Source organism: Paenibacillus vini (assembly GCF_018403325.1).
Taxonomy (GTDB): domain Bacteria; phylum Bacillota; class Bacilli; order Paenibacillales; family Paenibacillaceae; genus Fontibacillus; species Fontibacillus vini.
Genome location: NZ_BOSL01000002.1, coordinates 375,755 through 397,195 on the forward strand (window position 1 = coordinate 375,755; position 21,441 = coordinate 397,195).

Sequence of the window (21,441 nt, forward strand, 5' to 3'; positions counted from 1 at the left end):
GGGCAAATTCTAGTTTGTTTAGTCTTTTTCAATTTGCGCATACTAATCGGCAATGTGATCGGAATTTCAAGGAAGGGAAGATTGAAATGAATCGGCAACGGAATAAGCGAAAAAAGGGTACAAACTTGTTGCGTTTCTCTCTGCAAATCGGTATTTTTGCGGGGCTTATTTGGGGGGCTGTCCAAGGCCTGTTTTACTACCTGAAATTCACGACTGTGCTGCCTGGATATCTGGTGGAACCGTTTTTTAAGCATCAATTTTTGCAGACTCAGCGGGGTTACTATGTCGGATGGCTGTTTTTTGTTTTGTTCTCCGTCATCGCAACGCTGATTTATACATTAGCCTTCAGGAAGCTGAAGGGTCCTCTCCCCGGCATGATTTACGGAATCGTATGGTGGGCTGTCATTTTTCTACTGCTTGGCCCGATGCTGAAAATGACCTCCCCGATCCGGGAGTTGTCATTTAATACGGTATTCAGTGAATTTTGCCTGTTTCTGTTATGGGGATTATTCATCGGTTATACGGCGGCAGAAGAGTATACGAACGAGAGAGCCCGCGAACCGAAGGGAGCCCGGAAGGCCAAGGGTGCACTTCAATAGGGACAAAAAAGCTTCTCAACATCCGCTAACCTATGATAAAATAACTTTTGGTTATTTTTACAGTGCGTGTTCAAAAAATCCGGGTTTTCAGCTCTTTTGAAGTATCTTTGAACAGGAAGGGTGAGCAGGATGTTTCGCATCCTAGTGCTGAACGGACCGAATCTGAATTTTCTCGGGATTCGCGAGCCCGGAATTTATGGCTCCGAAAGCTTGGGCGATATCGAAAACAGGCTGAAAAAGCTTGCGGAGAAAGATGGAATAGAGCTTTCGTTCTACCAGTCGAATCACGAAGGAGCGTTGATCGACCGGATTCATGCGGCGTACGGGAATTGCGACGGAATCCTGATCAACCCTGGAGCATTAACCCATTACAGCTATGCGCTTCGGGACGCTCTTACCTCGGTAGGTATCCCGGCCGTCGAGATTCATTTGTCCAATATCCATGCCCGTGAGCAGTTCCGGCATCATTCCGTGATCGCTCCGATCGCGGTGGGCCAGATCGCCGGGTTTGGCTCTTTCGGATATGATATGGGCTTGAAGGCGATCCTGCGTCATCTGGATCAACGGCAGGGATGAATGCCCGGTGCGACCGCTTGTAAGTCGAACATGAAGGAGAGTTAATTATGGCGAGCACACGTGTTATCGGGCTTCGCGAAGCGATGAAGCTTCAGAACATCGAAGCCGTCTGGATTACCGGTGATGTGAACCGCCGCTATTTGACGGGCTTTACCGGTTCATCAGGATATGTTTTGATCACGATGCATAAAGCTTTTCTGTTGACGGATTTCCGTTATATGACTCAAGCTGCCGAACAGGCTGCCGGGTTTGAAATCGTGGAGCACGGTGCTTCCGTAACGGATAGTCTTAAGCAGCTTCTTGCCGCAGAAGGCATCAACCGGCTTGGTTTTGAGGAAGATATTGTGGTATTCTCCACTTATCGCGCATACGAGCGCGAGCTGCAGCCTTGCGAGCTGGTACCCGTGACGGGACTTGTGGAAGGCTTGCGTCAATTCAAGGACGAAGGCGAGTTGTCTTTGATGAAAGCGGCGGCAGATTTAGCCGACCGGACCTATCTGCATATGCTCGAACAGCTTAAACCGGGTGTTACGGAATGGGACATGGCGCTCGAGCTTGAGACCTTTATGCGCAAGAACGGCGCATCAGGCCCTTCCTTTGATACAATCGTCGCTTCAGGAGAACGTTCGGCCATGCCGCACGGGGTGGCGAGCGGCAAAGTCATTCAAAAGAACGAATTCGTGACGCTGGATTTCGGCGCGTTGATGAACGGATATTGTTCGGATATTACGCGTACCGTGTTCATCGGTGAACCCTCCGCGAAGCATCGTGAAATTTATGACATTGTTCTCGAAGCACAGCTTCACACGTTGGAATTTCTTCGTCCAGGCATGACAGGCCGGGAAGGGGACGCACTGGCTCGCGATATAATTACTCGTTACGGGTATGGCGACCAGTTCGGACATAGTACAGGCCATGGTCTTGGGATGGAAGTGCACGAGAATCCGCGGGTGTCGAAACTGAGCGATACGGTATTGCAGCCGGGGATGGTTGTAACGGTGGAGCCCGGTATTTACATTCCTGGCTTCGGCGGCGTTCGGATTGAAGACGATGTCGTTATTACCGAGACCGGAGTACGGCGTTTGACGGAGTCGACCAAGGATTTTATCGTTTTAGGCTAGGAATGTCATGCAATACTGAGGAATGGGTAATTTTAAATTAATAATAAATAGTTTAACCCACTTGAGGAGGTTCTTTTAGTGATTTCAGTAAACGACTTTAAAACAGGCTTAACCGTTGAGGTAGACGGCGATATTTTTACAGTTCTCGATTTCCAGCATGTTAAACCAGGTAAGGGTGCGGCTTTCGTTCGCTCCAAATTGAAAAATCTCCGTAACGGCAACACAGTAGAGAAAACGTTCCGTGCAGGCGAAACGATCGGGCGTGCGTTGATTGAGAACCGTGACGTACAGTATCTGTATGCCAGCGGTCAAGACCATGCATTCATGGATAACGAAACCTATGACCAGTTCACGTTGTCGGAAGAACAACTGAAATGGGAACTGAACTTCTTGAAGGAAAACATGAACGTGAAGATCGTCAGCTACCAAGGCGAGATTCTCGGTATCAACTTGCCGAACAGCGTTGAGCTGCGCGTCGTGGAAACCGAGCCGGGGATTAAAGGCAATACCGCAACAGGGGCTACCAAGAACGCCAAGGTTGAAACTGGACTTAACGTTCAGGTGCCGCTCTTCATTAATGAAGACGATGTGCTGCTGATCGATACCCGCGAAGGAAAATATATTTCCCGCGCATAGCCGTAAGTTCGGCAGGTCTGCCGGAATTATACAGGACTTATGTTCCGGCGCCGTCCTCCATCCTTTTCGGGTGGGGGAATTTTTTCTATATTCCGAAGTTTTATTGTATTGTCATCAAAAGCATTGACTTCTTTCCGGGCTTTCGTATTATACTGGGTTAAAGCGTTACGATAGAAAAATGCAAAGAAACCCGCAGGTTAAGCTTGCAGGATAGGATGAGCATATTAGGGAGGGTCCGATTTGGCTTTATATGTAATGAAATTCGGAGGAAGCTCTGTTGGGGATACGGAGCGGATGCAGCGCGTCGCCAAACGCGTCGTGGCTAAACAAGAGGAAGGACATCAGGTGATCGTAGTCGTCTCCGCTATGGGAGACACCACGGACGACCTGATCGACCAGGCAAAACTGCTGAATAATGAGCCTCCTTTGAGGGAAATGGATATGCTGATGACGACGGGCGAGCAAATCTCGATCGCGCTGCTGTCGATTGCGATTCATCAGCTTGGCAAGAAGGCAATGTCGTTTACGGGCTGGCAGGCGGGATTCCGCACAGAATCAGAACATGGGAGAGCCCGGATTACGGATATCCGGCCAGAACGTGTCATTCGTGCGCTGGAAGAAGGCAACATTGTGGTCGTGGCCGGTTTTCAGGGCATGACGGAAGACGGAGAGATCACCACCTTCGGCCGCGGCGGCTCCGATACGACGGCCGTAGCCCTTGCGGCGGCGACAAATGCAGATTTCTGCGAGATTTATACGGACGTCGACGGTATTTATTCCACAGATCCCAGAATTGTTAAGAATGCTCGCAAGCTGGATGAAATTTCTTATGATGAAATGCTTGAACTGGCTAACCTGGGGGCGGCGGTCCTCCATCCCCGTGCGGTGGAGTATGCCAAGCATAATCAGGTTTGCCTCATCGTTCGCTCCAGCTTTAACCATAATGAAGGTACAGTAGTCAAGGAGGAAGTCAATATGGAACAAGGTGTAGTTGTCAGCGGTATTGCTTACGATAAAAATGTAGCCCGGATCAGCATTCTCGGCGTGTCCCACGTACCTGGCGTACTAGCCAAAGTATTCGGATCTCTTGCCGAAGCTAAAATCGACGTCGATATTATCGTACAGAGCGGCGTTACGGACGGAAAAGCGGATTTCAGCTTCACTGTGGCACTGTCCGACCGTGAGAAGGCGCTGAACGTATTGAGCGGTATTCGCGGAGAGCTGCCGTACCAGGAAGTGACTTCCGAAGACAATCTGGTAAAAGTGTCGATCGTCGGCGCCGGCATGGTAAGCCACCCTGGCGTAGCCGCTCAAATGTTCGACGTCATTTCCAAAGAGGGTGTAAACATTAAAATGGTCAGCACCTCGGAAATCAAAGTGTCCTGCGTCATTGAAGGAAACAAACTGCATGAAGTCGTTAAGGCGCTTCATACTGCCTATGGTCTCGATACGGAAAGCCAAGTATTTGTGGGCGGCCCACAGGACCGCCGGTAATTACCGGAGTTTTTCTTCAATTTAATAACTAGAGTAGAGCTGTTCCTTTAAGCGGTATTCCGCTTCAAGGGACAGCTTTTTTTGTTTAGACTCTCTTTTCTTGGATTCTGGCAGGAGCGCTGCATACTAATAGAAATAAAATGGGGGGCTTGGGCATATCGATATAAGAGCACATAGGGACAAGAAGGAGGTTATTATGCTTGATAAATTCGTAACCGGCATGGCTTCGCTCCGAATATTCTCGGGGACCATCGAAATATTGGCCGCACTGCTCATGCTGAAATTGGGGCGTGTCGACAAAGCGCTTGCGGTAAACTCCGCGCTGGCTTTTGTCGGCCCAAGCGTTTTGATTATTACGACCTCGATCGGGCTGGCCGGCATGGCGGATAAGCTCTCCTGGGGGAAAATGATATGGATCGGCTGCGGAGTCGCGTGTCTCTTAATCGGCATTTTGAAGAAATGATAGATTTACCGTCATAAACATGAAGTACAAGCATAAATATGATGTATAACCCAAAGAATGATTACACATTTTCGATTTACGAGAAAGAAGGTTTGGGGGGTACGCCTATGGACCAAAGCTGGCTAACCGTATTTCCCGACAATCTCCGCGTCCTGCTGGCCAAGCTTCCGCCCAGTCTGTACGCAGGTCTGGAGGAGGTTCGAATCCGGGAGGGGCGCCCGCTTGAAGTGAACGCCGGCGGACGTTACTATTTTGTGACTCCAGAGGGGGGAATGACCCGTGAGCCCGGCGCCGCTTTCATTCCGGGGAAGCAGGACGGAAACCGGCTGCTGGATCTGATCACGAATCATTCGCTCTACACGATGGAAGAAGAGCTGCGCAAGGGCTTTATCACCATCGCGGGCGGGCATCGGATCGGACTGGCTGGCAGGACTGTCTTAAGCGGGGGCAAGGTGGAGCACCTCCGGGATATTAGCGGATTCAATATCCGGATAGCGCGGGAAATCCGAGGGATCGCCGATCCCATGATGCCGCATCTTCTGGATTTTAAACAACACAGTGTATTTCACACCTTGATTCTATCCCCTCCCCAGCACGGAAAAACGACCCTGATCCGAGATTTGGCACGCCAAATCAGCAGCGGAACCTGGGGACACTCCGAAGCGAAGTGGCCCGGCCTCAAGGTTGCGGTCATCGACGAGCGCTCCGAAATTGCGGGAAGCAAGCGGGGAGTGCCGAGCTTCGATGTCGGACCGAGGACGGATGTCATGGATGGCTGTCCGAAAGCGGAAGGCATCATGATGATGATCCGTTCTATGTCGCCGGACGTACTGATTGTGGACGAGGTGGGACGGCCGGAAGATGCGGAAGCGTTGGCCGAAGCGCTTCACGCCGGAGTTCGGGTCATCGCCACGGCGCATGGCTCAAGCATCGAGGATCTGGCTTCCCGCCCCGCCTTGTCGAAACTGTTCGAGGCCTCTTTCTTCCAGATGTACGCCGTGGTGAGGCGAAGTGAGCGCGGAATGGCTTTCCGCCTTTGGGACGGAAAGAGGAGAAGGGTGCAGGATCCGGAATGGAAGGGCAGGGAAGATTATGCTTAAAATTCTGGGAGCTGTCCTAGTCATAACGGCAGCCACGCTCTCCGGCTGGATTCAGGCCCGGCAGTATGCGAACCGGCCTACCCAGATCCGCAAGCTGATTCTGGCGCTCCGGCGGCTTCAGACGGAGATCATGTACGGCTTTACGCCTCTGCCTGACGCGCTCCAGCGCATCGGGGAACAGAGCGGCGATCCGATCAAGTCGATCTTCACCGGGGCTTCCACCGACATGAATCCGCCGTTCAACCGGACGGCGCAGGACAGTCTTCAGGCCGCCATTGAGAGCAACTGGAAGTATACGGCAATGAAAGCGGCGGAGAAGGATGTGCTGAACCAACTGAGCTTCACCTTAGGAACAAGCGACCGGAAGGACCAGCTCGGTCACATCGCGACTGCGGTCCGTCAACTGGAAAGCGAGGAAGCTGCGGCACGGGAAGAGCAAAACCGCTATGAAAAAATGTTCAAAAGCCTGGGGCTGCTGTGCGGAGCGTTCATCGTCATTTTGTTCTACTAAATTCTCAACCCTCCCTACTCCTGTTATCGCCTGTGAATATGATAGCGAGGTGCCAAATCAATGAACATAGAAGTGAACGCCATTTTTCAAATCGCGGGCATCGGAATCATTATCGCCATGATTCACACCGTACTGAAGCAGATGGGCAAGGAAGACATGGCCCATTGGGTGACACTGATCGGTTTCGTGGTCGTACTGTTTATGGTCATCCGGCTGCTCGACAGCCTGTTTCAGGAAATAAAATCGATCTTCCTGTTCCAGTAGGTGATATAAACCGTGGAAATGATTCAGATCGTAGGCCTTGGACTCGTAGCGACGGTGCTGATCCTGGTCATTAAAGAACAAAAGCCGTTGTTCGCTTTCTTGATCGCCGCATGCACCGGCATTTATATATTCATGTACCTGATCGGCAAGATTGGCGGAATTATTGAAGTGCTGGAACATCTCGCGGAATCTTCAGGAGTACAGATGATTTACCTGAAGACAATTCTAAAAATCATCGGTATTGCCTATATCGCAGAATTCGGAGCGCAAATCGTGAGAGACGCCGGACAGGAAAGCATCGCCTCCAAAATCGAGTTGGCAGGCAAAGTGTTAATTATGGTTTTGGCCATTCCGATTATAAGCATCATTATCGAGACAGTCATCAAACTGTTGCCGGCTTAAGCGAAGGTGGGACAAGAATGAAAACGAAGGATTCCGAATGGCGGCTGAAAACAATGTTCCTGATTATCTTCGGCTTTCTGCTTCTCTGGACGCCTGTCCGGGCGATGGCTGAAGGTCCGGCCGGGGATTGGATGCAGCGCCAGGCGGAGGAACTTCCCACCGATCAGGTGGAGACGTACTGGCAGAGTTTGATGAAAGATTACGGCGGGTTCTTCCCGGACGGGAATATGCCTTCCTTTATGGATATGCTCTTTTCTCAGGATCAAGGTTTTTCGGTTCAGTCGGGATTGACGGGGTTGCTGCGCTACATGTGGCAGGAGGTGCTGTATAACGGACACATTCTCGTGACGATCGTCCTCCTCTCCGTATTCAGCATGATTCTCGAAACGCTCCAATCCGCTTTCGAACGCAATCAGGTCAGCAAGATAGCCTATTCGATCTGCTACATGGTCATTCTTGTTTTGGCCATAAACAGCTTTAATGTCGCGATAAAGTACGCTACCGGTGCGATTACCGGCATGATCGACTTTATGATGGCGATGGTCCCTCTATTGTTCACGCTGCTGGCCTCCATGGGAAATGTGGTGACCGTGTCGGTAACACATCCGCTCGTCGTCTTCATGGTGCATACCGTCGGCACGGTAGTTCATTCCGTCGTGTTTCCGATGTTGTTCTTCTCGGCTGTCCTTCACATCGTGAGCTCCTTGTCCGACAAATATAAGCTGACTCAGCTCGCCAACATGCTGCGGACCATAGCGATGGCATTGCTCGGCATATTGCTGACGGTGTTTCTGGGAGTGATCTCGGTCAAGGGCATTACGGGTTCTGTAGCCGATGGCGTCACACTGAGAACAGCTAAGTATCTTACCGGCAATTTTGTTCCGGTGGTAGGTAAAGTATTTGCGGATGCAACGGATACCGTTATCTCAGCTTCCCTTCTTGTCAAGAACTCCATCGGGCTTGTCGGAGTGATCATCCTGCTATTCCTCTGCGCCTTCCCGGCGATCAAAATCCTGACGCTGGCGCTAATTTTCAATCTATCGGCCGCCGTTATGCAGCCGCTGGGAGGATCGCCGATCGTAACCTGCCTCGAGACGATAGGAAAAAGCATGCTTTACGTGTTTGCGGCGCTGGCGGCGGTGGGAATGATGTTTTTTCTGGCGATTACGATCATGCTTACGGCCGGCAATGTCACGGTGATGATGAGATGACCCGGAAAAGTTCGGGCGAGGATGTGAATGTGGAGTGGACTTTCTAGCGGAATGGCTGAAAGAAATTATAATCGTAGTTTTGATCGCGGTGTTTATCGATTTGCTGTTACCGAACCGCGCGATGGAACGGTATGTAAAATTTGTGGTCAGCTTGCTGATCTTGTTGACCCTGCTGTCTCCGGTCCTGCGAATCTTCTCCTCCGACGCGAAGCAGAAGATTGAAACCGCATTTGCGGGCAACTGGAGCGACCAGGACGGCGGGAATACTGCAAACAGCACAGAAGCAATCCTTCTACAGGGAGAGCAGCTTAGAAAGCAACAAGAAGCGGAAGCCCTGCAGTGGGCGGGCGAAGAGGCTGCGAGGCAAATGAAGGAACAGATAGAGCGGACAACGGGACTGCCGGTGGAACGGGTGACGGTTACTTTGACGGAAGAGAAGGCTGCTTCAAAGAAGGATGCTGACACAAAAACGGAAGGGACCGGGCCTTCTATTAAGCAAGTGGAAGTCGTCATGAGAGAGGTCTCGGAAGGATCGGAGCAGGCCGAAGCCGAGGAAAGCCGAAAAATCGAGATACAGCCCGTTGAGAAAGTGAAAGTGGATATTGACGGTGGTTCCGAGGGGTCCGTCAATCCAAGTGATAGCAAGAATTTGGATCCAGTGACAGAAAGCGATGATATTCAGGCCAGAGAGGCAATGGCCGAAACGGAAAACGCCATATCATCGAACCGTGAAGATCAGCTCGAGCAGCGGCAACTCCAGTCCATCCTGGAAGGGAAGGTCGAAGAGCTGCTGTATCGGGAATGGGGAATATCCCCGGAATTCGTTACCGTAAAGAGCGGAAACGGGAAATAACGTAAAGGGGGTGAGGCTGATGCCGGGATGGCTTAAGAAACTGGAGCAATGGATCGGCAAAGGCGCTGATGGTAAGAAACGGAGCCAGACTTTTCGTTTGCTGCTGATCGTAGGCCTGATAGGGCTGGCGATCATGCTGTTCAATTCTTTTGTCAATGTGAAACGGGTGGAGCCCGGCGGGGAGGGGAGAGAGCCTCCGGTCATGCAGGAAATGCCGGATTCAACCTTTGCCGGGGGCAGTCCGGATGACAGCTCCTTCTCAAAAATTGAACTTTCCTTGGAAAGCAAAACGAAAGAGATATTGGAAAAGATCGTTGGCGTCGGCGCGGTCGATGTGATGGTCACGATCGATTCCACGGAAGAGATCATCGTCCAGCGCAATATGAAAGATACCCAGGAAATGACGGAGGAGACTGACGCGGACGGTGGGAAACGAAATGTCACTCAGTACTCCCGCGATGGCCAAATCGTCACTTACGACGCCTCCGGGAATGAACAGCCCATCGTAACAAAGAAGATTAAACCTAAGGTCCGAGGGGTGCTGATTGTTGCCAGGGGCGCCGAAAACAAGACCGTCAAAGCATTGATTGTCGATGCCGTCGAGAAAGGGCTGAATGTTCCGGCTTACCGGATTTCCGTCGTTCCGCGGAAGCAAGCACAATAATATCCAATCTATTTATTAGGAGGAATATTCAATGAGATCGAAAAGACAAACGGTATGGCTGGTATCTATGCTTAGTTTGATGGTGGTTTTATCCGCATATTATCTCTTCACCGAGGACAGCCCGGCGAAAAATCAGGCAGCCGACGGCAAACAGGTGTCCACCATGGATAAGGGGATGACTCAGGAAACAGTAACTGACAGCGGCTTAGGCCAAGATGGGGAAGTGATTCTTTCGGAAGTCGTTACCGATGGCGAGCAAAGCCCGGTTATCACGGACGAAGAAGCCGCCACGGATCCTGTTGCAAATTCCGGGGGGGCTCCAGACACTGAAAAAACTGCCGATAGCTCAGATCCAGGTAAAGACAGTGCCGTAAAAGAATCGGATGGCAAAAAGGAAGAAGCGGCTGGGAAAGATGGCGATTCCTCCACTGCCGGAAATACGGGCACCGGTGATGAAGATGTGCTGAAGCTGCTGGAAACGCAGGGGGTAACTGCGACAGATTCTCTGACCGCTTATCAATTCCAACGTAATGCTGAGAACATGAAAAAGCAGGATGAATTGGTGCAAGCGATCAATGACGGAAGCAAAACGCTGGAAGAAGCGGCTATGGCTCAAAAAGAACTCAGTGCATTAGAAGAACGAGAAGAAAAAATATATTCGATCGAAGAAAAATTACAACAAAAATACGCGAATGCCGTTGTCGAAGAAACGGATAACAAATATAAAGTGCTTGTCGTAAGCGAAAAATTGGAGGCTAAAGACGCAGTAGGCATTATGGACCTGGTTATCAAGGAACTCGGCGTTTCCCAAGATAAAGTCAGTGTCCAATATATAACGCAATAGTGAACATTGAGCGGTAAATACAAGAAGATCGAATAATAGCGACAGGCGAAAAACGTGTCGTATGGAGAAGAGTCCAAGGAAATCTTGGACTCTTTCCATTTTAGTCGATTGTGATATAATACATAAAGTTAAGTGATGGGTTACTTCAAAATGTTTGATTTGAGAAGGCCAAGGCTTTGTTTGAAAAAGCTGAAGGAGTGAAAAAGCACATGTTTAAATTGGATGAAATCAAGGAATTGATTGAACTGTTGGACAAAACGTCCGTGCAAGAACTTGAAATTGAGAACGAAGGCGCTCGTCTATGCATTCGGAAGCCTATCAAGACCGAATTGGTCCAAGTGCAGCCGACGGTTGTTTCCGGAACCGCGCCTACAGCAGTACCGGCGGTATCGGCTCCGGCAGTAACTACAGAGCCCGAAGCAGCTGTAAGTCCTGGGGAAAAGGCAGCAAACCTACATACGATTGTGTCCCCAATGGTTGGAACGTTCTACCGGGCAGCATCTCCTGACGCTAATGCGTTTGTGAACATAGGAGATAAGGTAGGCGAGAAAACGACGGTTTGTATTATTGAGGCGATGAAGCTGATGAACGAACTGGAAGCCGAAATCAAAGGCGAAATTACCGATATTCTCGTAGAGAACGGACAACTCGTCGAATACGGACAGCCTCTCTTTCTGGTGAAGCCGGAGTAATTTGCGTACCTGCGGCTGCTTAATGAAGCGCGGTTAGCTTTCAAGGAGGATGGGAACTAGTGAAATTTCATAAAATACTGATTGCGAACCGCGGTGAAATTGCGGTTCGAATTATTCGTGCATGCCGCGAGCTGGGGATTTCCTCCGTCGCGGTATACTCAGAAGCGGACAAGGATTCTCTCCATGTCCGGCTCGCGGACGAAGCGTACTGCATCGGCCCGACCTTATCAAAGGACAGCTACCTGAACTTTACGAATCTGATGAGCGTGGCCACGTTGACGGAATGCGACGCCATCCATCCGGGTTACGGATTTTTGGCTGAAAATGCGGACTTCGCGGAAATTTGCGGCTCCTGCAACATCACCTTTATCGGTCCGTCTCCCGAAGCGATCACCAAAATGGGTGATAAAGCGGTGGCGAAGCAGACGATGAAGGAAGCGAACGTTCCGGTCATTCCGGGTTCCGACGGATTGGTTGACGATCTGGACCAAGCGATGGCGGTAGCCCGCGAAATCGGTTATCCGGTCATCATTAAAGCTACGGCCGGTGGCGGCGGTAAAGGTATTCGTATTGCCGAGGATGAGGAGTCGCTGGTCAAGCAGATCACGACGGCTCAACAAGAGGCGCAAAAAGCGTTTGGCAATGCCGGTGTCTACCTGGAGAAATTTTTGACGGGTATGAAGCATGTCGAGATTCAAATTATAGCCGATAAGCACGGGAATGCCGCTTATCTTGGCGAACGGGACTGCTCCGTGCAGCGACGTCGCCAAAAACTTGTCGAAGAAGCACCTTGTCCGGTGCTCTCTCCCGAAAAGCGTAAAGAAATGGGCGAAGCTGCCGTACGGGCGGCGCTGGCGGTAAATTACTCCGGTGCGGGTACGCTTGAGTTTCTGCTTGGTCCGGACGGCCAGTTCTACTTCATGGAAATGAATACGCGGATCCAGGTTGAGCATCCCGTTACGGAAATGGTCACTGGTATCGACCTCATCCAGGAGATGATTTCGGTTGCCGAAGGCAATCCGCTTTCCTTTACACAGGACGAAGTCAAGCTGAACGGCTGGTCGATCGAATGCCGGATCAATGCGGAGGATCCTTCCCGCAATTTCATGCCTTCTCCGGGCAAAATCGGATTTTACCTCGCTCCTGGCGGGCCGGGCGTTCGTGTTGACAGTGGGGCTTATCCGGGATATACCATCTCGCCATACTATGATTCCATGATCGCGAAGCTGATCGTATGGGGAGCTACCCGGGAAGAAGCGATTGCCAAAATGAAGCGGGCTTTGGCCGAATTCGCCATTGAGGGAATTCATACCACCATTCCGTTCCATCAGAAATTGCTGGAGCATCCCGTGTTCCTAAAAGGGGATTTTGACATTAAATTTTTGGAAGAACACGAGATTTAGAAACAAGTCTTCCGGTTTGTCATAATGACCCCGAAATGATATAGTATTTATAATAAGTGCGCGGTCTTTAGCTGTAAAATTGAGAGCTATAAAGGGAGCGTCATACTTATTGAGAGGCGGATGATAGAATGAGTTCTTTACCTACGGAATTCGAACGGACAGAGATCGGCGAGATTCAAATCGCACCTGAAGTGATTGAAGTAATTGCAGGTCTGGCCACCGTCGAAGTAAAAGGTGTAGCGGGCATGAGCGGCGGCTTTGCCGGCGGCATTGTCGAGCTGCTCGGACGGAAGAATTTGTCCAAAGGCGTCAAAGTGGAAGTAGGCCAGAAAGAAGCGGCCGTCGATGTATCCGTTATCGTAGAATACGGTCACAGGCTGCCTGAAGTGGCTACGGAAATCCAGCTTAACGTCAAGCGTTCTATTGAAACAATGACCGGGCTGACTGTGGTGGAAGTCAACGTACATATTCATGACGTTATTTTCAAAGCAGCGGAACGTAACGAAGAAATTGAATTGAGCCATCGGGTGAAATAATACCTGGCACCAAACCCCCGACCTCCGCGTCAGGGGTTTACTATAGTTTCAGACATTTGATAAGGGGGCTGTTCCCGTCGTGGCCAAAATTTTGGACAGACTTCTGCTGTTTGTATACAGCTTGAGTATCGCAATACTATCCGTATTAGCCATCCTTCTGCTTACGGATACGGTACCTTTTTCCCTAAGCAGTCTGGAGGAAGACAAAGGTCTTTTTATTGCGACAATTGTGGTTTCTGCGATCCTCTTCTTAATCAGCATCCGGTTCTTCTACATTTCAATTCGCCGCGACCGGCGCTCGCTTACGTCGATTGATCAGCGGACCGAATACGGCGATATTCAGATTTCCACCGAGACGATCGAGAATCTGTCCTATAAAGCGGCATCCCGCGTACGTGGCATCCGTGAAGTGAAAACGAGAATCCGGATTACGGAAGCGGGTCTGGACATTATGGTCCGGGCGATGGTTGACGGCGATTCTTCCATACCGGCCTTGACCGAAGAAGTGCAAAAGCAAGTTCATGATCATGTAGAGGAAATTACGGGGATACCGGTGTCTTATGTGTCGGTGTATATTGCGAACCTTGTCCAGTCGCCTGTCATGAAAAGCCGGGTTGAATAGGGGGAAGCGCCGTGTTTTGGAAGCAGTTGTGGGAGAGTCACAGGGGGCGCCTGCTCGGGCTGGCGGCGGCCGTGTTTTTATGCCCGATCTATCTGTTTTTCGGATTTTGGAACATGATGTTCTGCGCCCTCTTACTGTTTGTCGGGTATACCGTCGGCAAGTACAAGGATTTGGACCAAGGGTCCTTCTTGCCATGGGGGGAACTGAAGAACTGGCTGGCTTCGCGCTGGCGCCCATTTAAATGATTCCTGTGATATGCTTTCTCCGGAAAAAGAGCACCGTCTTCATCTTGCCCGTTTTGTGGAGAGAGCATGTTACAGGTTTTTTTGCGTAATGAAGGCCGTTGTAAATTTTCAGAAGGCTCATCTTTTTATAATAAGGAAATTGTGATGATCCAAGCGTTTTTGGCTCATCATTAAGATAGGTTCAACTTAATCAAGGAGGCAGTCCATGAAACGGAGATTGGCGAGAGAAATTGCGGTGCAAAGTTTGTATCATATGGAAATGAACGAGGTTGAAGCTGAGGAAGCGGTGACGATGCTGTTGGCCGAAGCGGCCGGCGAGAATGAGGGAGAAGTCGAGGTTACCGATTTGACCGGGGCTAAAGCCAAGGATTTCATTTTGGAGCTTGTGAACGGAACGTGGAGCCGGAAGGAAGCGATCGACGGACTGTTGTCCGATTATTTGAAAGGCTGGCAAATCAGCCGCTTGTCCAAGGTTGATCGTCAAGTACTCCGTCAAGCCGTGTATGAAATGATTTTCCGTGATGATGTTCCCGGGAAAGTAGCGGTGAATGAAGCGATTGAGCTTGCCAAACATTTCGGTACAACGGAGTCCGGCAAATTTGTCAACGGTGTGCTCGGTAAGATGATACAGGACTTGGATCAGCTTAAGGCCAAGATCTAAACATATATAAACAAGCCATAAAAGGAGAGGATATCATGTCAGCACCACTCATTAACGGTAAACAAGTTTCGGAAGAGATCCGGGGAGCGCTTCGCGGCGAGGTCGAGCTTCTGACGAAGCAGGGATTAACCCCTGGTCTCGCGGTTGTTCTCGTCGGGGAAGATCCGGCTTCTCAGGTATATGTCCGGAATAAAGAGAAGGCATGTCATGACCTCGGCTATTACTCGGAGGTTCATCGTCTGTCTGCATCGACGACCCAAGAAGAGTTGTTGGCTCTTGTGGACAAGCTTAACCGCCAAGACAATATTCACGGCATACTCGTGCAATTGCCGCTGCCTAACCATATAGATGAGAAGTCCGTGATCAATGCGATTGCTGTGGAAAAAGACGTAGACGGCTTCCATCCAGTGAACGTCGGAAACCTCGTGATCGGGGACGACAGCCTGCTGCCGTGTACACCGGCAGGAGTGATTGAGCTCATCAAGCGGACAGGAATTGAAATGGCCGGAAAGCATGCCGTAGTTATCGGCCGCAGCAATATTGTCGGCAAGCCGGTATCCCTTCTTTTGCAGCGGGAGAACGCCACGGTGACGATGTGTCATTCGCGGACGGCCAACATGAAGGAATTGACGCAGCAGGCGGATATTCTAGTAGTGGCAATCGGGCGGGCCAACTTTGTTGACGCGTCGTACGTGAAGCCCGGTGCTGTGGTTATCGATGTGGGCATGAACCGTTTGGAGAACGGCAAACTGGCCGGCGACGTGGATTTTGAATCCGTGAAGGAAGTTTCCGGTCCGATTACGCCGGTACCTGGCGGTGTGGGACCGATGACGATCACGATGCTGATGCAAAATACGCTGATCGCGGCAAAACGGTTAGGCGGACTGGCTTAGTAAGAACATTAGGACGCAGGCCAGAGCGGAAAGGGGGAAAGCCCCGTGGAACAGCGCGTTTTATCCATCAAAGAATTGAACCGGTACATCCGGATGAAAATGGAGTCGGACACCTTATTGTCCGAGGTGTGGATTCGCGGCGAGATTTCGAATTTCACGCACCACTCGAGCGGACATATGTACTTTACGTTGAAGGATGAAAGCAGCCGGATCAAGAGTATCATGTTCGCAACGCATAACCGGCGGCTTCCTTTCATTCCGAAGGAAGGCTCCCGGGTAATCGCCCGGGGGAACGTCACGGTTTACGAGCGGGACGGCCAATACCAGTTCTATGCGACGCATATGCAGCCGGACGGCATCGGCAGTTTGTACCTGGCTTACGAACAATTAAAGAACAAGCTGGAAGCCGAAGGTCTGTTTGCACCGGGACGGAAGCGGGCGTTGCCGCGGTTTCCGCATGTGATCGGCGTTATTACATCGCCGACCGGAGCGGCTGTCCGCGACATTCTTACGACGCTGCAGCGCCGTTATCCGCAGGCTTCCGTCGTCCTGTACCCGGTGTTGGTGCAGGGGAAGGGAGCGGCTCCTTCGATCGTCAAGGCGATCCGGACGATGAACGAGAGCGGCGAGGCCGACGTCTTGATCGTCGGCCGGGGCGGCGGCTCGCTGGAAGAGCTGTGGGCGTTCAATGAAGAGCCGGTCGCGCGCGCGATTTACGAATCGGGGATCCCGGTCATTTCGGCCGTAGGGCACGAAACGGACTTCACCATCGCCGATTTCGTCGCGGACTTGCGCGCCGCTACGCCCACCGCCGCCGCTGAGCTCGCCGTGCCGCACACGGCCGAGCTGAAGGCGCAGCTGCGCCAGCGCGAGCAGATGCTGCAGCAGGGCCTGCAGCATCGCCTGGCTCAGGCGCGCGAGCGGCTCCGCCGGCTCCAGCAGTCGCCGGCCATGCGACAGCCGCAGCGGGCGCTGCTCCAGCACGCGGAGCGGCTGGATACGCTGAAGACGCGGCTGCAGGCGCGGATGATGTCCCGCAAGGAGCTGACGGATGCCCGGCACGGCCGGTTGCATCAGCGTCTGCTGCGGTACCATCCGCAGGAGAGCTTGCTCTTCGCGAAGCGTCGCCAGAGCGAAGGAGACCGGCTGCTCCGCCAGGCGATGACCGCCCTCCTGCGGGACAAATCACAGCAGCTGACGTCCGGAATCCGTCAGTTGGATATGTTGAGTCCTTTGAAGGTTATGGGACGGGGATACAGCCTGGTGTATGACGAACAAGGCAAAAAGCTGATCAAATCGATGAATGATGTGGAACCCGGCGACATGGTGAAGGTTAAAGTTACCGACGGGGAACTGGATTGCCAAGTATGGGGCATGCGGAAAGGAGCAGGTGAAGATGGCGGAGGAACAACAGGGTCTTAATTTTGAAGAGGCGATGAATCAGCTGGAAGATATCGTTTCCCAACTGGAGCGGGGAGACGTGCCGTTGGAACAGGCGATCGATCTGTTCCAAAAAGGTATGCAGCTGTCACAGCTTTGCAGCCAGAAGCTGTCACAGGTGGAGCGCAAGATCGAAATGATCGTGGAAACGGACGGAGAGATCACCAAGAAGCCGTTCAATTCATTGGCAGAGGAGAGCGATTCGCTTGGATAAGGCTTCGGGTACTTCGATTCAAAGCTATATCGGAGAGATTTCGGGGCTGGTCGGTTCCCGGCTCGAGGAGTTTCTGCCGGGAGCCTGGAACGTACCTGAACGGCTTGCGAAGTCGATGCAATACTCACTGATGGCCGGGGGCAAACGGCTGCGGCCGTTGCTCGTCGTTGCCGCGGCGGAGTCGCTGGGAGCGAGCCGTGAGGCTGCGCTGCCCGTCGCCTGCGCCGTGGAAATGGTACATACCTACTCGCTGATCCATGATGATTTACCTGCAATGGATGACGATGATTACCGGCGCGGCAAGCTGACGAACCATAAAGTGTTCGGGGAAGCAATGGCGATCCTAGCGGGTGACGGACTGTTGACCCATGCTTTTTACAATGTCGTTCAAGCCTCGCGCCAGTATGGAATCAGCGCCGAAAGCGTTCTGTCGATCATTGAAGAACTCGCCGTATATGCCGGACCATCCGGTATGGTAGGCGGCCAGGTTGCGGACATGGAAGGTGAACAGGGACTTACCGATCTGGAACAGCTTCGGTATATCCACGAGCATAAGACCGGGGATCTAATCGTCTTCTGTTTGAAGGCCGGAGGCCGGATCGCGTCCGCCTCGGAAACGCAGCTCGCCGCACTCGAAACTTACGGGCGTTCGATCGGTCTCGCTTTTCAAATTCAGGACGACATTCTGGATCTTGTGGGCGATGAGACCAAGCTCGGCAAAAAAACGCAGAGCGACGTGAAGCAAGGAAAGGTTACCTATCCTTATTTTATAGGCCTGGAGGCATCTCGCGCCGAAGTGGACCGGTTGACCCGATCCGCCAAAGACGCGATAACCGAAGGTAACATTCCGAACCCGGATCATCTGCTGGCCATCGCCGATTATTTATTGCAGAGAGATCATTAATGGGGTCATTTTCGACAATTCCGGATCATGTGCTATAATAAAGGCTATTATCAACAAGTTGATGTTTTAAACTTACACAGACAGAAATCCATATAGGAAAGCGGGGAATTTGGGTGCTGCTTTCGCAAATTAAAGGGCCCGGCGATTTGAAGTCATGTTCGATTGAGGAATTGACTCCGCTTGCGGCCGAAATTCGCCAATTTTTAATTGAAAAGCTCTCAATCACGGGTGGACATTTAGCTCCCAATCTGGGCGTGGTCGAACTGACCATCGCGCTGCATTATTGTTATAACAGCCCGCAGGATAAGTTTATTTTCGACGTAGGCCATCAGGCTTACGTGCACAAAATTTTAACCGGCCGGATGGACCGTTTCGATACGCTGCGGAAGCAAAACGGACTTTGCGGCTTTGTGAAGCGTTGCGAGAGTGAGCATGACGTCTGGGAAGCCGGTCATAGCAGCACTTCTTTGTCGGCGGCCATGGGTATGGCTTTGGCTCGTGATCTTAAAGGTGAGCAGCACAAAGTGGTAGCCGTTATCGGAGACGGAGCGCTTACCGGAGGCATGGCCTTCGAGGCACTGAACCATATCGGGCACGAAAAGAAGGATCTCATGGTGATCCTGAACGACAACGAAATGTCGATCGCGCCTAATGTCGGCGCCATGCACAATTATTTGACCAAAATCCGTTCGGACCGCAATTATTTGCGTGCGAAGGACGAAGTGGAACAATTGCTCAAGAAGATTCCTGCCATTGGCGGCAAGCTGGCGAAAACGGCCGAAAGAGTAAAGGACAGCCTGAAGTATTTAATGGTATCCGGCGTGCTGTTCGAAGAGCTCGGGTTCAAGTATTTAGGACCGGTCGACGGGCATGATCTTCCAGGGCTTATCGACTCTTTTAATCAGGCTAACAATGTTAAAGGCCCTGTACTTGTTCATGTACTGACTACGAAGGGCAAAGGATATACGCCTGCGGAGGAAGATTCCTTTAAGTGGCATGGGATTACTTCCCCGTACAAAATCGAATCGGGCCAGCTGCTGAAGGCCGTTGGAAATCCAATGTATACCGAGGTATTCGGGGAGACGCTGATCGAGCTGGCCGAACAGGACGATCGAATCGTTGCGGTAACTCCGGCTATGCCTGGGGGTTCCGGATTGGTTAAATTCGGCGAGCGGTTCCCTGGACGAATGATCGATGTAGGGATCGCCGAACAACATGCAGCCACGATGTGTGCGGCGATGGCGCTGGAAGGGATGAAGCCGGTCTTTGCCGTGTATTCCACCTTCATGCAGCGTGCATATGATCAGATCGTTCATGACATCTGCCGTCATAATGCGAATGTCATGTTCGCCATCGACCGGGCAGGATTTGTCGGAGCCGATGGGGAAACGCATCAGGGCGTTTTCGATATCGCCTTTTTGCGCCACATTCCGAACATGGTACTCATGATGCCAAAAGATGAGAATGAACTGCGCCATATGATGAAGACGGCTTTGGAATACAACGACGGGCCGATCGCATATCGGTACCCACGCATCAATGTTCCTGGTGTTCCTCTGGACGAGAAGCTGGTTCCGATTCCAATCGGAAGCTGGGAAATGCTTCGCGAAGGTGAAGGGCTGGTCATCATGGCCGTTGGACCGATGGTTCAGGTCGCCGAGGAAGCCGCCGAAATGCTGAAACGGGAAGGCATTCAGGCCGCGGTGGTCAATGCCCGGTTCTTGAAGCCGCTGGATGATAACATGCTGCTGAGTCTGGCTCGTCGTCCCGGAAAAATGATCGTACTGGAAGAGGCGTCCCAAGCCGGCAGTCTGGGCAGCGCGGTGCTGGAATTTTATGCGGAGCACGGACTTTCAGGTCTCGATATCAGCCTGATGGGAGTTCCGGACCGATTCATTGAACACGGAAGCATCAAGGAACAATTGCAGGAAGTCGGTCTGACGGCGGAGAATGTTGTCGGTGAAGTTCTTAAGTACCGCTCCGGCCAGCAGTTTGCATTCGGCAAGAAAGCGAAGCCTTTTTAAGCTAAACGAGATATGAAGAACCATAAATCAAGAATGATTCAACAGCTTTTAAAATAGGGATGGTGAATGCTCGCAGACGGACTCTCCGTCCGCGAGTTTCTCCTTTCACCGGGAAAAGTCAGGAGAATTCGATGTCTGTATCCAAAGAACGTATCGATGTCCTGCTTGTGGAGCAGGGCTTTTTTGAAAGCAGGGAGAAGGCGAAAGCCGCGATCATGGCGGGTCTCGTTCTCAGCGGGTCGGAGAGGATCGAGAAAGCCGGAACAAAGGTACCCCGTGATATTCCGCTAACCGTAAAAGGATCGGTCCATCCCTATGTGAGCAGGGGCGGGCTGAAGCTGGAAAAGGCGCTTAGAACATTCGGCATTGATTTGAAAGGGCGGACTATGCTCGATATCGGATCCTCGACCGGAGGCTTTACGGATTGCGCTCTGCAAAACGGAGCCGATTACGTATATGCCATCGATGTCGGATATAATCAGCTCGATTGGTCGCTTCGGAACGACGAGCGCGTCAATGTGAAAGAACGGACCAACTTCCGGTATATGACGCCCGATGATTTGGATGGGCCGACACCGGATTTCGCAAGCATCGACGTTTCGTTTATTTCGCTGAAAATCATTCTGCCTCCCTTGCTGGAATTGCTGAAGCGGCCGGCAGATGTCGCGGCGTTGATCAAGCCGCAGTTTGAAGCGGGACGTGACAAGGTGGGGAAATCCGGCGTAGTTCGCGATTCCAAAGTGCATCTTGAGGTGCTGGAAACGGTGCTTGGTTTCGCTGTGGAGCTTGGTTTTGCTCTGAAAGGACTCACGTTTTCCCCGATTACCGGCGGTGAAGGCAACATTGAGTTTTTGGCGCATTTCGGCCTGAACGAAGAGCCGGGTTCAGACGAAACAGGACCGGAGCAAATAACCGAAATGTCACGGCGCGTGATTGAGGAAGCCGCGCGGACATTTCATGCGAACCCGTCGAAATGACGGGTTTTTGATTTTTGGATATTGCCAACGGAACAGGCGTTCCCCTATAATATAAATATCTCGAGACATGACTTTATTGCTGACCTATATAT

General features: G+C 51.6%; 26 protein-coding genes. All 26 read left to right on the plus strand.

From position 1 onward, the window contains the following. The first annotated feature begins 86 nt into the window (after positions 1 to 86). Positions 87 to 599: a YqhR family membrane protein gene (locus KJS57_RS05045; RefSeq protein WP_211019609.1), complete on the plus strand. Its 513-nt coding sequence runs from the start codon at positions 87 to 89 to the stop codon at positions 597 to 599. 129 nt (positions 600 to 728) lie between these two features. Beyond that, positions 729 to 1,175 carry a type II 3-dehydroquinate dehydratase gene (aroQ, locus tag KJS57_RS05050; protein WP_213653980.1) on the plus strand — a complete coding sequence of 149 codons (447 nt, stop codon included), beginning with the start codon at positions 729 to 731 and terminating at the stop codon, positions 1,173 to 1,175. A 47-nt stretch (positions 1,176 to 1,222) separates the two neighbouring features. Next, positions 1,223 to 2,296: a M24 family metallopeptidase gene (locus KJS57_RS05055; protein WP_213653981.1), complete on the plus strand. Its 1,074-nt coding sequence runs from the start codon at positions 1,223 to 1,225 to the stop codon at positions 2,294 to 2,296. Between the two features lie 78 nt (positions 2,297 to 2,374). Beyond that, positions 2,375 to 2,932 carry an elongation factor P gene (efp, locus tag KJS57_RS05060; protein ID WP_211019606.1) on the plus strand — a complete coding sequence of 186 codons (558 nt, stop codon included), beginning with the start codon at positions 2,375 to 2,377 and terminating at the stop codon, positions 2,930 to 2,932. A gap of 240 nt (positions 2,933 to 3,172) precedes the next feature. Continuing rightward, positions 3,173 to 4,426 carry an aspartate kinase gene (locus KJS57_RS05065; protein ID WP_213653982.1) on the plus strand — a complete coding sequence of 418 codons (1,254 nt, stop codon included), beginning with the start codon at positions 3,173 to 3,175 and terminating at the stop codon, positions 4,424 to 4,426. 196 nt (positions 4,427 to 4,622) lie between these two features. Beyond that, entirely contained in the window at positions 4,623 to 4,889 is a 267-nt protein-coding gene (locus KJS57_RS05070) for a YqhV family protein (protein ID WP_211019604.1), read from the plus strand. A 107-nt stretch (positions 4,890 to 4,996) separates the two neighbouring features. Continuing rightward, complete coding sequence (spoIIIAA, locus tag KJS57_RS05075; RefSeq protein WP_213653983.1) at positions 4,997 to 5,989, plus strand: stage III sporulation protein AA; 993 nt, start codon at positions 4,997 to 4,999, stop codon at positions 5,987 to 5,989. Next, positions 5,982 to 6,500, plus strand: coding sequence for a stage III sporulation protein SpoIIIAB (gene spoIIIAB, locus KJS57_RS05080; RefSeq protein ID WP_211019602.1), 519 nt, complete (start codon positions 5,982 to 5,984; stop codon positions 6,498 to 6,500). Before spoIIIAA ends, spoIIIAB begins: the two co-directional genes overlap by 8 nt. Positions 6,501 to 6,560: 60 nt before the next feature. Next, positions 6,561 to 6,764 (plus strand): stage III sporulation protein AC, encoded by a 204-nt coding sequence (gene spoIIIAC / locus KJS57_RS05085; protein ID WP_009225775.1) that lies wholly within the window; start codon positions 6,561 to 6,563, stop codon positions 6,762 to 6,764. 12 nt (positions 6,765 to 6,776) lie between these two features. Next, a complete protein-coding gene (gene spoIIIAD / locus KJS57_RS05090; protein WP_211019601.1) occupies positions 6,777 to 7,166 on the plus strand; it encodes a stage III sporulation protein AD in 390 nt (129 codons plus the stop codon). A gap of 17 nt (positions 7,167 to 7,183) precedes the next feature. Continuing rightward, positions 7,184 to 8,377, plus strand: coding sequence for a stage III sporulation protein AE (spoIIIAE, locus tag KJS57_RS05095; RefSeq protein WP_211019600.1), 1,194 nt, complete (start codon positions 7,184 to 7,186; stop codon positions 8,375 to 8,377). A 34-nt stretch (positions 8,378 to 8,411) separates the two neighbouring features. Next, positions 8,412 to 9,230 (plus strand): stage III sporulation protein AF, encoded by an 819-nt coding sequence (spoIIIAF, locus tag KJS57_RS05100; protein ID WP_213653984.1) that lies wholly within the window; start codon positions 8,412 to 8,414, stop codon positions 9,228 to 9,230. A gap of 19 nt (positions 9,231 to 9,249) precedes the next feature. Next, positions 9,250 to 9,894 (plus strand): stage III sporulation protein AG, encoded by a 645-nt coding sequence (gene spoIIIAG, locus KJS57_RS05105; protein WP_211019598.1) that lies wholly within the window; start codon positions 9,250 to 9,252, stop codon positions 9,892 to 9,894. 31 nt (positions 9,895 to 9,925) lie between these two features. Further along, positions 9,926 to 10,738 (plus strand): SpoIIIAH-like family protein, encoded by an 813-nt coding sequence (locus KJS57_RS05110; RefSeq protein WP_213653985.1) that lies wholly within the window; start codon positions 9,926 to 9,928, stop codon positions 10,736 to 10,738. A 209-nt stretch (positions 10,739 to 10,947) separates the two neighbouring features. Continuing rightward, the gene (accB, locus tag KJS57_RS05115) at positions 10,948 to 11,430 is read left to right on the plus strand and encodes an acetyl-CoA carboxylase biotin carboxyl carrier protein (protein ID WP_213653986.1); all 483 of its coding nucleotides are present in this window, start codon (positions 10,948 to 10,950) and stop codon (positions 11,428 to 11,430) included. 59 nt (positions 11,431 to 11,489) lie between these two features. After that, on the plus strand, positions 11,490 to 12,833 hold the full coding sequence (gene accC / locus KJS57_RS05120; protein ID WP_213653987.1) for an acetyl-CoA carboxylase biotin carboxylase subunit: 1,344 nt from the start codon (positions 11,490 to 11,492) through the stop codon (positions 12,831 to 12,833). A 128-nt stretch (positions 12,834 to 12,961) separates the two neighbouring features. Then, positions 12,962 to 13,369: an Asp23/Gls24 family envelope stress response protein gene (locus KJS57_RS05125; protein WP_211019594.1), complete on the plus strand. Its 408-nt coding sequence runs from the start codon at positions 12,962 to 12,964 to the stop codon at positions 13,367 to 13,369. A gap of 79 nt (positions 13,370 to 13,448) precedes the next feature. Then, positions 13,449 to 13,991 carry an alkaline shock response membrane anchor protein AmaP gene (gene amaP, locus KJS57_RS05130; protein WP_211019593.1) on the plus strand — a complete coding sequence of 181 codons (543 nt, stop codon included), beginning with the start codon at positions 13,449 to 13,451 and terminating at the stop codon, positions 13,989 to 13,991. Positions 13,992 to 14,002: 11 nt separating this feature from the next. After that, positions 14,003 to 14,236 (plus strand): DUF2273 domain-containing protein, encoded by a 234-nt coding sequence (locus KJS57_RS05135; protein ID WP_211019592.1) that lies wholly within the window; start codon positions 14,003 to 14,005, stop codon positions 14,234 to 14,236. A gap of 205 nt (positions 14,237 to 14,441) precedes the next feature. Continuing rightward, positions 14,442 to 14,897 (plus strand): transcription antitermination factor NusB, encoded by a 456-nt coding sequence (nusB, locus tag KJS57_RS05140; protein ID WP_211019591.1) that lies wholly within the window; start codon positions 14,442 to 14,444, stop codon positions 14,895 to 14,897. 35 nt (positions 14,898 to 14,932) lie between these two features. Then, positions 14,933 to 15,790: a bifunctional methylenetetrahydrofolate dehydrogenase/methenyltetrahydrofolate cyclohydrolase FolD gene (gene folD, locus KJS57_RS05145; RefSeq protein ID WP_211019590.1), complete on the plus strand. Its 858-nt coding sequence runs from the start codon at positions 14,933 to 14,935 to the stop codon at positions 15,788 to 15,790. Between the two features lie 93 nt (positions 15,791 to 15,883). Further along, on the plus strand, positions 15,884 to 17,212 hold the full coding sequence (gene xseA / locus KJS57_RS05150) for an exodeoxyribonuclease VII large subunit (RefSeq protein ID WP_373316801.1): 1,329 nt from the start codon (positions 15,884 to 15,886) through the stop codon (positions 17,210 to 17,212). Beyond that, entirely contained in the window at positions 17,187 to 17,444 is a 258-nt protein-coding gene (gene xseB, locus KJS57_RS05155; protein ID WP_211019588.1) for an exodeoxyribonuclease VII small subunit, read from the plus strand. Before xseA ends, xseB begins: the two co-directional genes overlap by 26 nt. After that, complete coding sequence (locus KJS57_RS05160; RefSeq protein WP_213653989.1) at positions 17,437 to 18,348, plus strand: polyprenyl synthetase family protein; 912 nt, start codon at positions 17,437 to 17,439, stop codon at positions 18,346 to 18,348. Before xseB ends, KJS57_RS05160 begins: the two co-directional genes overlap by 8 nt. A 113-nt stretch (positions 18,349 to 18,461) precedes the next feature. Next, positions 18,462 to 20,372, plus strand: coding sequence for a 1-deoxy-D-xylulose-5-phosphate synthase (gene dxs, locus KJS57_RS05165; protein ID WP_211019586.1), 1,911 nt, complete (start codon positions 18,462 to 18,464; stop codon positions 20,370 to 20,372). A 131-nt stretch (positions 20,373 to 20,503) separates the two neighbouring features. Then, positions 20,504 to 21,349 carry a TlyA family RNA methyltransferase gene (locus KJS57_RS05170; protein ID WP_213653990.1) on the plus strand — a complete coding sequence of 282 codons (846 nt, stop codon included), beginning with the start codon at positions 20,504 to 20,506 and terminating at the stop codon, positions 21,347 to 21,349. Positions 21,350 to 21,441 lie beyond the last annotated feature (92 nt).

Excerpts from the sequence above, each read along its gene's own strand:
- spoIIIAE (WP_211019600.1), top strand. The coding sequence starts at position 7,184 with ATGAAAACGAAGGATTCCGAATGGCGGCTGAAAACAATGTTCCTGATT.
- KJS57_RS05125 (WP_211019594.1), top strand. The coding sequence starts at position 12,962 with ATGAGTTCTTTACCTACGGAATTCGAACGGACAGAGATCGGCGAGATT.
- xseA (WP_373316801.1), top strand. The coding sequence starts at position 15,884 with ATGAAAATGGAGTCGGACACCTTATTGTCCGAGGTGTGGATTCGCGGC.
- spoIIIAG (WP_211019598.1), top strand. The coding sequence starts at position 9,250 with ATGCCGGGATGGCTTAAGAAACTGGAGCAATGGATCGGCAAAGGCGCT.
- KJS57_RS05055 (WP_213653981.1), top strand. The coding sequence starts at position 1,223 with ATGGCGAGCACACGTGTTATCGGGCTTCGCGAAGCGATGAAGCTTCAG.
- spoIIIAA (WP_213653983.1), top strand. The coding sequence starts at position 4,997 with ATGGACCAAAGCTGGCTAACCGTATTTCCCGACAATCTCCGCGTCCTG.
- xseB (WP_211019588.1), top strand. The coding sequence starts at position 17,187 with ATGGCGGAGGAACAACAGGGTCTTAATTTTGAAGAGGCGATGAATCAG.
- accB (WP_213653986.1), top strand. The coding sequence starts at position 10,948 with ATGTTTAAATTGGATGAAATCAAGGAATTGATTGAACTGTTGGACAAA.
- KJS57_RS05110 (WP_213653985.1), top strand. The coding sequence starts at position 9,926 with ATGAGATCGAAAAGACAAACGGTATGGCTGGTATCTATGCTTAGTTTG.
- aroQ (WP_213653980.1), top strand. The coding sequence starts at position 729 with ATGTTTCGCATCCTAGTGCTGAACGGACCGAATCTGAATTTTCTCGGG.
- KJS57_RS05170 (WP_213653990.1), top strand. The coding sequence starts at position 20,504 with ATGTCTGTATCCAAAGAACGTATCGATGTCCTGCTTGTGGAGCAGGGC.
- KJS57_RS05070 (WP_211019604.1), top strand. The coding sequence starts at position 4,623 with ATGCTTGATAAATTCGTAACCGGCATGGCTTCGCTCCGAATATTCTCG.
- nusB (WP_211019591.1), top strand. The coding sequence starts at position 14,442 with ATGAAACGGAGATTGGCGAGAGAAATTGCGGTGCAAAGTTTGTATCAT.
- folD (WP_211019590.1), top strand. The coding sequence starts at position 14,933 with ATGTCAGCACCACTCATTAACGGTAAACAAGTTTCGGAAGAGATCCGG.
- KJS57_RS05045 (WP_211019609.1), top strand. The coding sequence starts at position 87 with ATGAATCGGCAACGGAATAAGCGAAAAAAGGGTACAAACTTGTTGCGT.
- spoIIIAC (WP_009225775.1), top strand. The coding sequence starts at position 6,561 with ATGAACATAGAAGTGAACGCCATTTTTCAAATCGCGGGCATCGGAATC.
- spoIIIAB (WP_211019602.1), top strand. The coding sequence starts at position 5,982 with ATGCTTAAAATTCTGGGAGCTGTCCTAGTCATAACGGCAGCCACGCTC.